Genomic DNA, 16117 nt, shown 5'->3' on the forward strand with positions numbered 1-16117 from the left:
AATGTACAAAATTATTGAAAATTAATTTCACAAAATCCAATGTCCTTCAAAAACATCCACGAAAGTGATATTCCTTTGTTCTTTGCCCTCCTTTTGGTGGCATCGATGACGCTCATTTTTATGGTAATTGTCAATTTGGTTTTCTTTGGTCTGGCATTGAGAAAGTTCGGGCTAAAATTGCACAAATGATCTTGGACGAAATAAGTTCAGGTCAACTAAAAGCTATGATCGTCAGGGCAGCGGACTTTTACGGCCCGGGAGCCAAACTGAGCTTCCTTAATGAATCGGTAATCAACCGCATGAAAACCGGAAAAACCGCCCAATGGCTCTATGCCGGAGACAAGAAACATTCCTTTACTTATATTCCTGATGCAGCCTATGCCACCGCATTTTTAGCACAACAGAAAGATACCTGGAATCAAGTATGGCATTTGCCGACCTCCAAGGCATATCCCACAGGACAGGAAGTTGTAAAGATCCTCGCCAAACATCTTGGAGTTGAGCCGAAACTTCAGATTCTTGGCCCCTTTATGCTCAATTTGGTTTCTCTGTTTATCCCTGTTTTGAAAGAAATCAAGGAATTAAGGTACCAATTGGATCAGGATTATTGCTTTGATTCCTCCAAGATTGAAAAGGCATTTGGGTTGAAGGCGATTGATTTGGAAGAGGGATTGAGAAAATGTTTGGAGAAAAAATAAACACCTATTCTTCTTCAATTTAAAATCAAAGGCATAAAAAAACTTCTCTCACAGAAATCACTGATGTCCACAGATGATACTTTTTAATCTCTGAGCAATAATTTTTGGGATAATTTTCCCGTATTAAAAAAACCCTGAATATATCCTGGTTTGCATTTTTGAGAATCAAAACCATTTCTAATTCCCATAAAGCATTTAATTATCAAATATTTACTATTAGTTTATTTTATAGCAATTTTTATGAATTATAAATTTTAATAAAAAAATAAAAAATATGGTTTAAAAATATTTTTATAATTTAAATATAATTAAAATAGTAAAATTTTATAATATACATCAAAAACAAAGATTTTTTTCACCTAAGTTTTATTTTTTTATTTTATTTAAAATACGTTAATTTGTATTTGAATTACAGATTATTTGTACTGTAATTCCATTTATGAATACAATCACCCTAAATAATGAAGAAGTCTTACATTCTGTTTATCATTTCAGTCTCAGTTTTAATCCTGTTTAAAGCTTCAATTTTTATCGAGGTAGCCAACGCTCAATGTGATCCAATTGGTCCCATAACCACTACTGGAAGTGGTGAATTTATAGTTCCTGATGGTGTAACTTCAATCACCGTAGAAGTATGGGGTGCAGGAGGAAGAGGTGGGTCAAGGACAGCGGGATCAAATGCATACGGCGGTGGCGGAGGCGGTGCTTATTCCCAAAGTACTTTTTCGGTGACTTCAGGACAAAGTTTTAATTACAGTGTTGGAGCAGGAAGCAATACGACTGCAGCCGGTGGAGATACCTGGTTTGGCTCTTCCACAACCCTAATGGCAAAAGGTGGGGAATCAGTACCTAATAATGCTGCAGCCGGCGCATTGGGTGGGGATGCTTCTTTAGGATTTGGAGATATTAGATTTAGCGGCGGCGATGGTGCGAATAGAGTCAATGGAACTACTGCAGGAGGCGGTGGGTCTTCTGCCTCTAATCTAGGTGATGGAGTAAATGCAACTTCAAATACAGGTGCTACGGCACCAAATGGAGGTGGAAATGGAGGTAATGGAAGATCAGGAAGTTCAGGAAATGGACTTTCTGGGCTAAGTCCAGGAGGAGGCGGTGGTGGAGCTCTTAGGTCAGGTGGTGGAAATCGTAACGGCGGCACCGGCGGTAACGGACAAATAATTATTTCATATTCCTGCCCATGCTTTACCGTTTTGGATAATGGAAGCCTATCCGGAGTGACTATAATACAATTTAATGGAAATTGTACATGGGAGGCCCCTGAAGGTCTTTTGGACTTTGAGGTTTTGGTGGTCGCTGGTGGCGGGGGCGGTGGATTTGGCAATGGCGGTGGTGGCGGTGGTGGTGGCATTGTTCACGCCAGAGTCAATGTCGAGGACCGATTGGTAGAAGGATTACCTGCCGGCACCAACTTCGAAGTTTTGATTGGAAATGGAGGTTTGGGTTCTACAAACGCGGAAGATCAAGGCCAAGATGGTGGAGACAGTACTTTTGACCCGGGTGGATTATATGAAATCATTGCCGGCGGTGGCGGTGGCGGTGGTTCGGAAGATGAAGGTGACGGTAGAAACGGACGGACTTCTATATTCAATTCAACGACAGTTGGATTTAGCTCTTTGTTGTTGAGAGGTGGGTCAGGAGGCGGTGGTGCAGATGACGAAGATGGAGGGAATGGGCAAAGCAATGGTGGAAATGGTGGGGATTCTGAAGAGGAAGAATCAGGTGGCGGTGGCGGCGGTGCTTCCGGAAATGGTCAGGATTCGGACGATGAAGATGGTGGAAATGGAGGCGCAGGTTTACAGTTTTCCAGTTTTGATATTTTATTAAATAGGTTTTTCGCTGCGGGCGGTGGCGGCGGAGGTGAAGATGACCTCGGAAATGGTGGAAGTGGTGGAAGCGGCGGTGCCGGAGGAGAGGGAGAAGACGATGAACCTTTATTAGAAAGAATTGGAAGAAATGCAAGCACACCTGGTTCAGGAGGAGGCGGTGGTGCTGAAGAAGCAAGAGGTGGCAACGGTGCCAGGGGTATAGTCTTTATAGGATTTTCAAATGCAAAAATTTTACCTGTGGAATATGCTTCACTAGGTGCTGAGTTCATTGCTGAAGAAAGAAAAACTGAATTGACATGGGCGACCGCTATGGAAAGAGAGAATTCTCATTTTGAAGTACAAAGATCAACAGATGGGCTGAAAACCTGGGAGGTGATAGGAAATATTGATGGAATGGGTTGGTCTGATGCTCCTGTAGATTATAAGTTTGAGGATTTAAGCCCTAGCATTTCGGGAGGAACGATTTATTACCGTCTGAATCAGGTCAATTTTGATGGAACCTCAAGCCTCAGCAAAGTACTATCAGTAAGAGTTTCCGGAGTTCAATTTACAGAAGGCGTGTGGAGAGCCTATCCAAATCCTACAAATGGTGAGCAATTACGTGTCAATTTACTTGACAGATCACAATACAATCAGGAAGTAATTACTTTCAGAATTATACACCCAACTTCTATTTCAAAAGAGTTTTCTGTAGAAACAGAAAATGAAATGAATGAGGCTGTTGCTATGATGGTAGGAAACATTCCTTCGGGAGTTTTTGTGATTGAAGTTAGATGGGGCCAAAAAATCGAACATATTAAAGTTCTTAAAAAGTAATCAAATCCCGATAGGGAAAAATCCCTTAAAGATCCCAAACTCCAAGAGGATTTGTTTATGAAGCTTGGAAATTTCGGGATTAATTATTTCAATTTTATCACAGGTTGAAATAAAAAAATGAATAATAAGGTGCTGGAATTCCATATCGCATTCTTTTTGGGTTTCCAATTTCACCAATAAACTCATCAAATATTTGGTCGAGTGCAAACATTTCTAATTCCTTATTCTTTGCTGCCAAAATCCCTAGTCTTAAACTATTTATCCTACAATGTCCCTGAAAAATTCTATAGGCTTGTATCCAGGCAATACTTGTAAAGCAAACTTATAGTCTTATGTATTTCTGGTGAGGAAATAGTCAGCTCCTGAATGGAGGGCAGTATAATATTGTAGAGCATCCTCTTTGTCCTTGAATTTGGATTTTAAAGCTTCCATCATGACGGACTTTCCTCCATTTTTCACATATTGAAACAGATTAGACAAAACGATCAGGCATCCAATTTTAATAGGGGTTTTCCCAGGGCAAGAAACTAACCATTATTGGCTTTAATCCTCGTCAGTTTCCTCTGGCTTTTCATAATTTCCTTCAAATTCCTCTGCTATCAAATCATCTTCGCTCAACCAATATTCAGAGGTCAGAATTTTAAAATTCTGACCATCATTCGATGTTAAATCCCATAGAATATCTTCCGCTTCCGGAAAAGGAGTTGCGCCTGTCATCTTATCCCCAAACAACCTTTTGATCAGATTGCTGTCCGAAAGTCCTTCACTCAATAATTTGAGCGTGACTTCCTTCGTCAACTCAATATCCTCATCTTTTCCAAGAGGGGTAATTGTACACTCAAACTGACTGGCTTTAGTGTTTGGGAATTTGCCATTAAAGGCTTTATACAATAGTTGGTTGATGTGAAAAAGTGTACCATGAAGATTGATCTCAGGGTACTCTTCAGCTATTTTATCCAGCAACATGTCGTTCGAAATCTGTTCTATCTGCCCTTTGTTCAAATCATCACTCAACTTATATTCCAAAACAATGGCAGCAGCCTCATTGGGTTCAAAATCGGTAATGGCCATCATCAACAATTCTCTCAAAGAATCTTCATCCGAACTTTCAGCATCAGGAAACCCAAATAGACTCAATAATTCAATATAATCCGCTGTTGACCAATAATCTGAAACCTCATCTAAAGTTTTGAATGAATTGATTTTTATTTGAAATTTCATGTTTTCCTTAAATTTTATTCAAGTTAGTAAGTTAAGTTGATCATGTAAAAGATAAATACAGATATATAGGTAATGTCATGATGAGCAACCAAAGAAAATCGAGAGTGAGATCATCAGCATAATCTTTACTTGGATGCGTATTACATCCTGTTTACAGGAGTGGTTTTGCTACTTCTGATTATATCTCCTAGTTTTGGAAGAGAACACTATATTATTATGAAAAACATATACGTCATCGGACTTCTTGGATTACTCCTCTTTTCCTGTAACTCAGGCCCGAAAAATCCTGCGGATCAGGTTTATATCAATGGGATAGTATATACTGTAGATGAAGCCAATCCCACAACCGAAGCCGTTGCCGTCAAAGACGGGCTGATTCTGGCAGTGGGGACTACTGAAGAAATCCAGGCTTTTGTTGGCAATAATACCCAAACTATAGACTTACAGGGCAAAACCATGACCCCGGGTTTTATAGAATCCCATGCCCATTTGATGGGAATTGGCTATAATAAATTGGACATCGATTTGATGTATGTACAAACTTATGACGAACTGATAGAAAAAGTGGCAGAGGCTGCTGCTAAAGCTGAACCTGGTGAATGGATAACAGGCAGGGGCTGGCATCAGGATAAATGGTTGAAAATGCCGGATAATGCCATAAAAGGTTTCCAGACCCATGAACAGCTCAGTGCTGTAACTCCAAATAATCCGGTTTTTCTAGCCCATGCTTCAGGACATGCCTCTTTTGTCAATCAAAAGGCAATGGAAATGGCGGGAATTACGCCATTGGGAAATGAAAATCCCAGGCAGGAAGTCGAAGGCGGTGAAGTGTTAAGAGATGAATTGGGGAATCCTACCGGGGTATTGGTGGAAACGGCATCAGGACTGGTAAGGAAACTGATTCCGGAAGATACACCAGAAAGAAGAGAAAAGGCTTTGGAATTGGCTTTGAAGGAATTGGCAGAAAAAGGTATTACCTCCTTTCATGACGCAGGAAGCGGACAGAACTTCATTGATCTTTTGGAACACTTTAAGGAAGAAAACCGTCTCACAGCAAGACTGTATGTCATGCTCTCCAGCCGTCAGCCTGAGCTGATACAAGAATGGTATAAAAAAGGACCTCATATAGACCCGGACCATATGGTTACTGTCCGATCCATTAAACTCAATATGGATGGTGCTTTGGGACCTTGGGGTGCTTGGCTACTAGAAGATTATGAAGACAAGCCTGGACATACGGGACATGAAACTATGCCTATTTCACTGGTATCCGAAGTATCAGAAAAGGGCTTGCAATTGGGATTTCAGGTTTGTGCGCATGCTATTGGGGACAGAACCAATCGGGAAGTATTAGACAGATATGAAGCTGCCTTTTCCAAATTTCCGGAAATCAACGACCATCGCTTCCGAATCGAGCACGCTCAGCACCTTCATCCGGACGATATTGCCAGATTTGGGGAATTGGGAGTCATAGCAGCCATTCAGGCCATTCATCTGAGTTCAGATAGGCCATGGGCCATAGGACGCTTGGGTGCCAAGCGGATTAAGGATGGGGCATATGTTTGGCAAAAACTACTTCAGTCAGGAGCAACCATTTCCAATGGAACTGATGCACCCGTGGAACCTTTGGATCCTATCCCCTCTTTCTATGCCTCTGTAACCCGTAAAACCCTTAAAATGCTTCCTGAAGGAGGATATGAACCAGATCAAAAAATGACCCGTGAGCAGGCATTAAAATCTTATACCCTGGATGGTGCATTTGCGGAATTTGAGGAGAATTTCAAAGGCTCCATTGAGGTTGGAAAAGCAGCCGACTTCACCGTTTTTGACAAAAATATCATGGAAGTCCCCGAAGATGAAATCCTCAGTACCAAAGTTAAAATGACTGTGTTAGGGGGAAAGGTTGTATATCAGGGAGATTGATAGAGGTTGGGAGTATTCGGATTTAAAGAACTTGGCCGTGGCGGATTGGAAAATTGGAAGATTAAAATAGTATTTCCGCTATTCCATTCTCAAAGAGACATGAAAGATTGCAATACTGATCGATTTATTTAGTCGGTAAAGGGGAAATCAATTATTTGGCAATTAAAGTTGGCTACCAATAGTCAACTTTCATTTTTATGTCAATTCCTGTTTGTTGGATTTGGTTTCCAAACAGATTCAATGAATTCCTATCCAATGTTTTAACGTGGTAGGGCTCAACTTTAAGAACAATCAATCTCCTTAGTTTAATCGAATGTAAAAAGGCAAAAGAAAACAAACCATTTTTTCCAGAATCAAAACATTTTGGACCAATTCCTTTCTATTATCTTCCTTAAGCATCAAATCAAAAAAATGCATTTTTCCTCCGGAGTTTTTGGAAATAATAGAACTAAGTTTTTATTATTAATATAATATTAAATATAATTATACTTATATTTAGTATCTTCTAAAGCCATTTCAATATGGCAATCTAGTTTTAACCCTTATTCAGTATAAAATCAGAATTTCTTGACAATTTAATTTCACCAAGATGAAAAAGCTGTATTATTACCAAATCCTGATCCTACCTTTGTTCTCTGTTCTTCTAGGCTGTAGAGCTAACCTATTGATGTTGGAAGACATGTTGCCAAGTGCCAAACAACAGGATTTTGATGTTTCATTTCATCAACCATCCTTACTTGACTTTGAAGTCAATTTCAATTTGACCTATGAAATTTCCAATCCCTATAAAAAAGACCTTCCCATTCCTCGTCATGCAATGGGAATTTTTGTTGATGGAAAAGATATAGAAATGTCTTGGGATCATAATGAGGTAAGTGTTCCTGCAAAATCATCTTTAATCCTGAAGTATCCTTTTACCCTCAATTCAAATCAAATTAAAAATTTATTGGGAAAGGATAATAAAATCACTTTTAAGACTAACATTGAGCTTGATCTTACTGATTATACTGATATGTTACCGAATTTTCAACTTGCTGTCACTGAGGATTTTGACATTGAGTCATCAAAGATGAATCCATTCATCAATAACTTATTAGAAAAACGTATAGGCAAATTCAATTTTTCATACGAACACAGTACCCAAGTAAAACTCCCCAAACCTCCGAAAATCTCCAAATCCGTTGAGCCTATTGAAATAAAGCTATTAGGTGTTGGTAATAGTCTAATCAATCCCAATGCGATAAAAAATGCCATGCTTCCATTCGGAGATTTGCTGATAACCGGGGAGTTGGATGGTTTAAAAGATCCATTTATAGATAAGGTCGTTGGATTGACGGTCAAAGTCCCCGACCCTCTTCCGCTTAAATGGGACAATACCAAAGACGTGAAACTTGAAAACTTCATGTTGGATCTATTAAGAAACTTTGATACTGGGATTGATGATAAATGGGAAAACACAAAAACACTTTTGTACCGCGACCAATCATTTCCTGTCACCACCTATTTTGTAGATAATTTTCTTCAAGGGAAAATAGACAACTACGCCTCAAATAAATGGGATGCCTTTCAGGTTGCCTATGAAGAATTCAAAACAACAGTTTTCCCAACCCAGATACCAGGTCCACAAACCCGTGGATTTGAAATCTATATTCCATTCATCTTCAAAAATCAAAATGAATTCCCTATAAGTATTCCCATATTCCGATCCAGTGTAATCATGAGTGGTGGTAATCCATTTTCCATGTATATCAAACCTAAAAGTATGGGCGAAATTGCACTTGGGGAAGTCCCCTCTAACCAAACCCAAATCGCTGGCAATTCAGAGGAAACCATGTATGTAGTCTTTTCATTTGACATGAAAGCTTTCAATCACGGAATTTACAGTCTGTTTATGAAAAATCAGTTTGAACCTAATTTAGGCGGTGTCATGTCCTATGACTTTGGCTATGGCCCATTATATATAGGATATGATTTAAATAAAATGTCATTGGATTATAAGTAAGGTAATTTCCTGATTCCTAAATTTACCTATGAAAATATACACATATGAATCTATAGATGATTACATTAAAGCTTTCCCAAATGATATTCAGATAATTTTGAAAGAAATCAGGAAAACTGTCAGAGAAGCTGCCCCTGAGGCTACAGAATCCATCAACTATGGTATCCCTACATTCAAGTTCGCAGGGAATTTGGTCCATTTCGCAGCTTACAAAAACCATATTGGTTTTTATCCCGCACCATCAGGAATGGAAGAGTTTAAAAAGGAGGTTGCAACTTATAAGACAGGAAAGGGTACCATGCAGTTTCCTTTGGATAAACCGATTCCTTATGCATTGATTTCAGCAATGGTGCAATTCAGAGTAAAGGAAAATAAGGAAAAAAGCTCCAAAAAACGAAAATGAAAAAACTCCGGATCAATACTGCCCTACAAATCCAAAAGCCTGTTCCGGAAGTTTACAATGCCATTGTTGATCCAACAAAAATGAGCGTTTATTTTATTTCCAAAAGTACAGGTCCCATGGAAGAAGGGGAAACAGTTTGGTGGGAATTCCCTGAATTTGATGAATCATCACCGGTCAGGGTAGGTAAAACAAAACCCAATGAATTGATCACTTTCAAATGGGATATTGGAGATAAAGAAATGACAGTTGAAATCAACCTCATTCCACAAAAAGATGGTTCCACTTTGGTAAGAATTACTGAAGGCGAAATGGATAATGATGAAGCAGGCATCAATTGGCTTAAAGGAAATACTGAAGGTTGGGCCAATTTCCTTGCCTGTTTGAAAGCTTATTTGGAATATGGGATTAATCTGAGAAAAGGAGGATTTGATTTTATGAGAAAGGTCTGACTTTATTCATCACTTATACCCTGCTTTCCTGTAGTTTATATGGCAGGTTTCAACTTGGGCCAATAATTTCATCAAAAAAAATCATGAGAAAGCAGAAAATATTAGACCAGTCAAAAAGTTTTACCAGACTGATTTATATGGCTATGGTTTTAATTGCAATCCTGAGTCTGATTTTTTTAAAGGACTTATCCAATGCAACTATAACTTTTGCCCTTGCATTGGCCTTTGATCCATTTGACCAAAGCCAAGAATGGAAAAAACGTCCTATTTGGCAAAGAATATGGTTAGGCGTGCATTTATTGATTGCTGTAGGAATGCTGGGATTGTTGCTTTCAGGTTGGGAATTCTGATTTGGGAGCTCCATTTTTCGATCAACCATAACTTTTCAATTTCCCAATCTAAAAATCCACTGCATAAACCTGTAAATTGAAAGTTAAAATACCAATCTTTCATCTCAGAGCCTGAACAGAGATCAAACAAACCATTTCTAGGCTTCCAATTACTGATTCTTAATGCCTACCTTAAAGCCCCAAATCTGAGATTGCCACGTCGCAATTGGGATAAGACAAAAAGAAAGGCATTGTGAAGTGCTCCTCGCAATGACGCGAAAGTCTAATTACTTCTCGTCTCGCTTCTCGTCTCTCGCATCTAACCTCCACCTCATTGCTTCTTACCTCTTTAAACCTACCTTTGCTGGATGTCAGAAAACACCATTCAAAAATATACGGGATTTTTAAGCCATTTAGGGATCGAATCCTTAAATGACATGCAGGTGGATTTTATACAAAAGGCGCAGCAAACAGATAATCTGATGCTGCTCGCACCTACCGGTTCCGGAAAAACTTTGGCCTATCTCCTTCCCCTCATAGATGATTTGGATGAAAATCTCAGAGCGGTGCAGGCATTGATAGTGGTTCCTTCCCGGGAGTTGGCCATTCAGATTGAGCAGGTATTTAAATCCCTGAAAACCAATTTCAGGGTCAGCACCTGCTATGGAGGACATGCTGTGAAGATTGAACAGAACTCCTTATCCGAAGGCCCTGCTGTGGTCATCGGAACACCGGGAAGGTTGTCCGACCATGTGCAAAGGGAATCCTTTAAAATGGATAATATCCGGATGATCGTGTTGGATGAATTTGACAAATCCCTACAAATGGGTTTCCACGAGCAGCTGAGAGGAATATTCCGGGCATTAACCGGTACGGAGAGGCATTTATTGACTTCTGCCACCAAGCTGGAAAGAATGCCCGATTTCATTCCATTCAGCAGACCACATCAGGTCAATTACCTCAAAGATGAGGCTGATTCCAAATTGGAACTCAAACTGATCCATACCTCAAGCAAAGTGAAAGTAGAGACTTTGATGCGCCTTGTCGCGGGGTTTCAGCATGAGTCTTGCCTTGTTTTCTGCAATCACAGGGATGCAGTGGATAGAATCAGCTTATTGTTGACGGATTATGATTTCGAACATGGGGTATTGCATGGCGGAATGGAACAGATTGACCGGGAAAAAAACCTCATCAAATTCCGCAGTGGGGTGTATAACCTGTTAATTGCTACTGACCTCGCTTCAAGGGGCTTGGATATTCCGGAAATCAAACATGTGGTCCATTATCAATTGCCTCCCCGGATTGATGCCTTTACCCACCGAAACGGAAGAACTGCGAGGATGCATGCGGAAGGTCAGGGTTACCTGATTTTGGCCAATGATGAGGAACTTCCTGACTACATAGACAAATCTGTAGAGGAAATCGAAGTTTCAGAAATACTCCCCTTACCTACACCTACGGATCTTGTTTGCCTTTACATCAGTGCAGGGAAAAAGGACAAAATCAGTAAGGGGGATATAGTAGGTCTTTTGACCAAAAAGGGCGGACTTTCAAGTTCTGATATTGGTTTGATTACCATTTTGGATTTCGCATCCTATGTAGCTGTTAAAAGAAATCTCGCCAAAAAAACAATTTCCAAGATCAATAATGAGAAATTGAAAAAAGTGAAAGTAAGGGTAGCAGAAGCCAGCTAATGGCATCATCTTTTTCAAGGATAAAGTCTCCCTCAAATCAAGCCGGATTGAATCAGTTACATCACCGGTTTTTTAATTTCCATTCACTTGTTTCTTTCTGCTACTTAAACAAAATTTGAATTTATTTGACTTTAATTGAAAAAATGAAAATTCTCGTACTGAACTCAGGAAGCAGTTCCCTCAAATACCAGCTTTTTGAAATGCCTAATGAAATACCCCTTTGCAGTGGTCTGGTAGATAGAATAGGATTGGAAAATTCAACTCTGACCCATAATTTCCATAGAAACGGTGAAAAAGAAGTTTTCAAAATAGAAGGAAACATCCAAGACCATGAAGAAGGATTGCTGGCAGTCAACAAACTATTGCTTGATCCTGAAAAAGGGGTCATTTCTTCAGTCGATGAGGTTGTTGCTATAGGGCACAGGGTAGTGCACGGCGGGGAACAGTTTGCCTCCACCACCCTGATCACCAAGGAAGTAAAGGACAAAATCAAAGAACTTTTTGCTTTGGCACCTTTACATAATCCTCCAAATTTCATTGGTATAACTGTGGCTGAAAGGGTTTTCCCAAATGCTCAACAGATCGCGGTTTTTGATACTGCTTTCCATCAAAGTATGCCTCCGCGGGCCTATCGCTACGCCATCCCGAAGGAACTTTATACGGATTTCGGAATCAGGGCTTATGGCTTTCATGGAACAAGCCACCTGTATGTTTCAAAAAAGGCAATTGAATACCTGAATAATCCCGATGCCAAAATCATCACCATTCATCTTGGCAACGGCAGCAGCATGACAGCCATTAAAGGCGGTCAATCCATTGACCACAGTATGGGCCTCGGACCGATGGGCGGATTGGTGATGGGCACGAGAAGCGGGGACATTGACCCTTCCATTATTTTTCACCTGATCAATGAACGCGGCTTCAAGGCAAAAGAAGTCAATGATATCTTGAACAAAAAGAGTGGTTTACTTGGTCTCTGTGGTCTGAGTGATATGCGTGATGTCAAAAAAGCCATGGAAGAAGGCAATCAGGATGCTATTTTGGCATATGAACTGTATGCCTATAGGATTCAGAAATATATCGGAACTTTCACCGCCAGCCTCAATGGCTTGGATGCCATAGTATTTACTGCGGGAATTGGTGAAAATGATCCTGATATGCGGGAAGCTGTCTGTAAAAACATGGATTTTTTTGGTATTTCTTTGGATAAATCAAAAAATAAAATCAAATCTTCTGATATTAGAGAGGTTAATGAAAAAGAATCCAAAGTAAAAATCCTCGTTATCCCGACAAATGAGGAATTGGAAATAGGTAAACAGGCATTTGCTTTGATAAATAAACCACAAAACCAATGAACAATGCAGAGCGATTTATCCAGGCTTTTAATTCCATAGAGAATTATCTGAGAAGGAATCTGGAAGCAAGAAACTTTACCAGTTTTTTTAATCTCATTGATGAAGCCAGTCAGGAAAACCTCATTGTAAGGCAATACAGGGAAGAACTCAGACTTTTTGGCAATCTCAGAAATGCCATCATGCATTCTGATAGAAAACAAGGAAAACCTGTCGCAGATCCAAGGGAGGATGTGGTTGAGCAGATAGAAAAAATAGTGAAAATGTTGCTGGACCCACCCTTGGTTTCCCAGCACTTTCTATCACCGGTTTTTACGGTTTCCCCGGAAGACTCTATGGTAGAAGTACTCCATGCTATGGTAGAAAAAGATTATAGCCAGGTCCCGATTATCAAAGAGGGTTATATTTTGGGCATGGTCAATTTTGAATCCATTGCCAGATGGATGGCAAAGATTACAACCCTGGAAAGCCCTTTTGAAATCTGCAAAAAATCAACCATAGAGGATGTCTTCAAAGCCACGCAACAATTTAAAAACTATCGAATTATAAAAAGCAATACTGATTTTGTGACGGCTCGGGAATATTTTATTGACAGTCTAGGTAAAAAAAGCCTTACAGAAGCGCTCATGATCACCGAAAACGGACGAAGAGATGAACCCATCATCGGAATAATTACCATCAGCGAAGATCTGGAAATGATTATTGACGTCTTGCGGGGCAGTGGCAAAAATGAAATTTCAGCTGTGCTCCCCCTTGATTCGTAATGTTATATTTCTATAATTAAGTTTTATGATTATCCGCAATTAGACCACTATCCAAATTTCCTTTGTTTTTTGGGACAGAAGACCGATGACCCAAGCTAGCGGAAAAGGCAATCAACCGAAATTTTAAGCCTTTAAAACAATTTACCGGCATGAAAGCGGATATACATATTAAGGTTTTTTATCAAATCCATCTGTTTTCTGTAACCAGCTTGTTTTGAAAAAAAAATCAAAGTAGACAATCTTGAATACAAAAATCCAGTCTTGTTTTGATTCATGATCAAACCTGTAAAAGTAGGCTGATTTATTTTTTCCAGCTGACCATAATCAAAAAAGGCCATTCTTAAACCCTCATCAACTGTTGGAAAAAGATTTACAGATTCCGCATGAATCTTCATTAGATTTGTTCTTGCGCAAAGATTTACCCGATCTAATCCATGAAAAAAACCGGCTTCCTGATATTACTGTATTTTCTCATTTCAGGAGTTTCTGTTGGCCAAAAAATAAACTCTTCCTACAGGCTGAATATCCAAAAAACGAATGAAGCCATATCAATTGATGGGAAATTGGAGGAAGAAACATGGCTGAATGCGGATGTGGCGACTGATTTTTTCATGATTACCCCCATGGATACAAGTTATTCGCAGGTACGGACTGATGTCAGAATGGCTTATGATGACAAAAATATTTATATGATAGTCATTAATTATCATGCCGTGGAAGGTCCCTACATGGTGGAATCACTGAGAAGGGATTTCAATTTTGGCAAAAACGATAATTTCATTTTTTTCATGGATCCTTTTGAGGATCAGTTCAATGGCTTTTCATTTGGTGCCAATGCAGCAGGTGCCCAATGGGACGGCATCATGTTTGACGGTGGGAAAATAGATTTGAGCTGGGACAATAAATGGGTTTCCAAGGTCCTCAATTACGATGATAAATGGATATTTGAAGCAGCCATTCCATTTAAATCAATTCGATACAAATCCGGAATAAAAGAATGGGGAATCAACTTCAGCCGGATGGACCTGAAAACAACTGAAAAGTCAGGCTGGGCACCTGTTCCCCGACAGTTTCCTTCCGCTTCTCTTGCCTATACAGGCGTATTGGTTTGGGATAAACCTCCGCCTGCTGCAGGTCCCAATATTTCCCTGATTCCTTATGGATTGAGTGGCATGAACCAGGACCGTCAAGCAGGGGAAAGTCCCCAATATAGAAATTCGTTTGGAATGGATGCCAAGATAGGTCTTGGCTCGGCACTTAATCTCGACTTGACAGTCAATCCGGATTTCTCCCAAGTTGAGGTGGACAAGCAGGTTACCAATCTGGATAGGTTTGAGCTTTTTTTTCCTGAAAGAAGACAGTTCTTCCTGGAAAACGGAGACTTGTTTGCCAACTTTGGTTATGAAACCATAAGGCCATTCTTTTCAAGAAGGATAGGCTTGGATGCTCCCATTATTGCAGGAGCAAGATTGAGCGGAAAAATCAATAAAGACTGGCGGATCGGCGCCATGACCATGCAGACCGATGAAGTGGAGGAAAATGAAATTAATCCCCAGAATTTCTCTGTTTTAACCCTCCAAAGACGGGTATTTGCAAGATCCACCATTGGCGCTATCATGGTAAGCAGACAAGCGGGGATGTTTGATTATACCTTGGACAACAGCAGTGTCGACCAACCTGATTATGACCGCAATATGGGTTTGGAATTCAACCTTGCCTCTTCAAACAATATGTGGACAGGTAAGACTTTCCTGCTTACCTCCTTCAATCCAAACACTTCAGGTACCGGCATTGCCTATGCCGCCAACCTTCGCTACGCAAGCGGAAATTTATATTGGAACTGGCAGCACGAATATGTATCGGAAAATTACACTGCCGAAGTTGGCTATGTTCCCCGAAAAGGTTTTTACAAAATAAACCCAACAATCGGCTATCTTTTTTTTCCGGAAAGTAAAAAAATCCTTAGCCATGGCCCGGAAATAAGTACCAAACGGTTTTTTAACAAGGACCTAGAGCAGACTGACAATGAAACTAGTCTGTCCTATAAAATCAGATTTAGAAGTCAGAGTAATCTCACGGTATGGGGTTCCTATGATTTTATCAAATTGTTGGATCCATTCGACCCTACAAATGCATCAGGGGATACTTTGGCAACAGGCTCTGAACATCGGTGGAATGCATGGGGTACTGAATACACCTCCAAACCACAGAGTATCTTTACCTATGCTTTTGCAGCTCGAGTCGGGGGATACTATGCGGATGGAAGCAGATATAACTACAGAGGGGAAATGGGCTATCGCTTCCAACCCTATTTCAGTATTGCTTTGAATGCCAATTACAATGAAATCCATCTGCCAGAACCATGGAATGTGACTTCATTTTGGCTGATAGGACCAAGATTGGATTTGACCCTGACCAATACTTTTTTTATAACTGCCTTTATACAATACAACGAACAGATTGACAACATCAACCTGAACACCCGATTGCAATGGCGGTTTAAACCTGCCTCCGATATTTTTCTCGTATTTACCGACAACTACCTCCCCGCCCCTTTTTATGCCAAAAACAGGTCTGTGGCTTTGAAGTTTACTTATTGGTGGAATATATGATTTGGGGTTG

Annotated in this window: 14 protein-coding genes; 11 read left to right on the forward strand and 3 right to left on the reverse strand. The window is 40.0% G+C overall.

The features are described from left to right. Window positions 1-11 precede the first annotated feature (11 nt). Window positions 12-116, reverse strand: a complete 105-nt coding sequence (locus B9A52_RS26610; RefSeq protein ID WP_394334900.1) for a hypothetical protein — start codon at window positions 114-116, stop codon at window positions 12-14. A gap of 69 nt (window positions 117-185) precedes the next feature. On the opposite strand from B9A52_RS26610, the gene B9A52_RS21660 reads away from it, so the two are divergent. Together B9A52_RS21660 and B9A52_RS25740 are read left to right on the forward strand one after the other, a co-directional pair. Then, window positions 186-698, forward strand: a complete 513-nt coding sequence (locus tag B9A52_RS21660) for an NAD-dependent epimerase/dehydratase family protein (RefSeq protein WP_157370249.1) — start codon at window positions 186-188, stop codon at window positions 696-698. A 461-nt stretch (window positions 699-1159) separates the two neighbouring features. Next, window positions 1160-3358: a glycine-rich domain-containing protein gene (locus B9A52_RS25740; RefSeq protein ID WP_157370250.1), complete on the forward strand. Its 2199-nt coding sequence runs from the start codon at window positions 1160-1162 to the stop codon at window positions 3356-3358. A 543-nt stretch (window positions 3359-3901) separates the two neighbouring features. Here B9A52_RS25740 and B9A52_RS21680 read toward each other — a convergent pair. After that, window positions 3902-4579 (reverse strand): hypothetical protein, encoded by a 678-nt coding sequence (locus B9A52_RS21680; protein WP_084122704.1) that lies wholly within the window; start codon window positions 4577-4579, stop codon window positions 3902-3904. Window positions 4580-4795: 216 nt separating this feature from the next. Here B9A52_RS21680 and B9A52_RS21685 point away from each other — a divergent pair, with 216 nt between their 5' ends. From B9A52_RS21685 to B9A52_RS21720, 8 genes are all read left to right on the forward strand, one after another. Further along, window positions 4796-6502, forward strand: coding sequence for an amidohydrolase (locus B9A52_RS21685; RefSeq protein ID WP_084122705.1), 1707 nt, complete (start codon window positions 4796-4798; stop codon window positions 6500-6502). A 589-nt stretch (window positions 6503-7091) separates the two neighbouring features. After that, window positions 7092-8504, forward strand: a complete 1413-nt coding sequence (locus B9A52_RS21690; RefSeq protein ID WP_157370251.1) for a hypothetical protein — start codon at window positions 7092-7094, stop codon at window positions 8502-8504. A 28-nt stretch (window positions 8505-8532) separates the two neighbouring features. Next, on the forward strand, window positions 8533-8907 hold the full coding sequence (locus B9A52_RS21695) for an iron chaperone (RefSeq protein ID WP_084122707.1): 375 nt from the start codon (window positions 8533-8535) through the stop codon (window positions 8905-8907). After that, entirely contained in the window at window positions 8904-9356 is a 453-nt protein-coding gene (locus B9A52_RS21700; RefSeq protein WP_084122708.1) for an SRPBCC domain-containing protein, read from the forward strand. The genes B9A52_RS21695 and B9A52_RS21700 overlap by 4 nt, the downstream gene beginning before the upstream one ends. 83 nt (window positions 9357-9439) lie before the next feature. After that, the gene (locus B9A52_RS21705) at window positions 9440-9706 is read left to right on the forward strand and encodes a hypothetical protein (protein WP_084122709.1); all 267 of its coding nucleotides are present in this window, start codon (window positions 9440-9442) and stop codon (window positions 9704-9706) included. 347 nt (window positions 9707-10053) lie between these two features. Continuing rightward, window positions 10054-11379: a DEAD/DEAH box helicase gene (locus B9A52_RS21710; protein ID WP_084122710.1), complete on the forward strand. Its 1326-nt coding sequence runs from the start codon at window positions 10054-10056 to the stop codon at window positions 11377-11379. Between the two features lie 143 nt (window positions 11380-11522). Then, on the forward strand, window positions 11523-12734 hold the full coding sequence (locus tag B9A52_RS21715) for an acetate/propionate family kinase (protein ID WP_084122711.1): 1212 nt from the start codon (window positions 11523-11525) through the stop codon (window positions 12732-12734). After that, a complete protein-coding gene (locus B9A52_RS21720) occupies window positions 12731-13495 on the forward strand; it encodes a CBS domain-containing protein (RefSeq protein WP_084122712.1) in 765 nt (254 codons plus the stop codon). The genes B9A52_RS21715 and B9A52_RS21720 overlap by 4 nt, the downstream gene beginning before the upstream one ends. 131 nt (window positions 13496-13626) lie before the next feature. Here the strand turns inward: B9A52_RS21720 and B9A52_RS21725 are convergent, their stop codons facing one another. Beyond that, window positions 13627-13890, reverse strand: coding sequence for a hypothetical protein (locus B9A52_RS21725; RefSeq protein WP_084122713.1), 264 nt, complete (start codon window positions 13888-13890; stop codon window positions 13627-13629). A 39-nt stretch (window positions 13891-13929) separates the two neighbouring features. On the opposite strand from B9A52_RS21725, the gene B9A52_RS21730 reads away from it, so the two are divergent. Next, window positions 13930-16107, forward strand: coding sequence for a DUF5916 domain-containing protein (locus B9A52_RS21730; protein ID WP_084122714.1), 2178 nt, complete (start codon window positions 13930-13932; stop codon window positions 16105-16107). Window positions 16108-16117: the final 10 nt, after the last annotated feature.

It is taken from the genome of Aquiflexum balticum DSM 16537, assembly GCF_900176595.1.
GTDB lineage: Bacteria > Bacteroidota > Bacteroidia > Cytophagales > Cyclobacteriaceae > Aquiflexum > Aquiflexum balticum.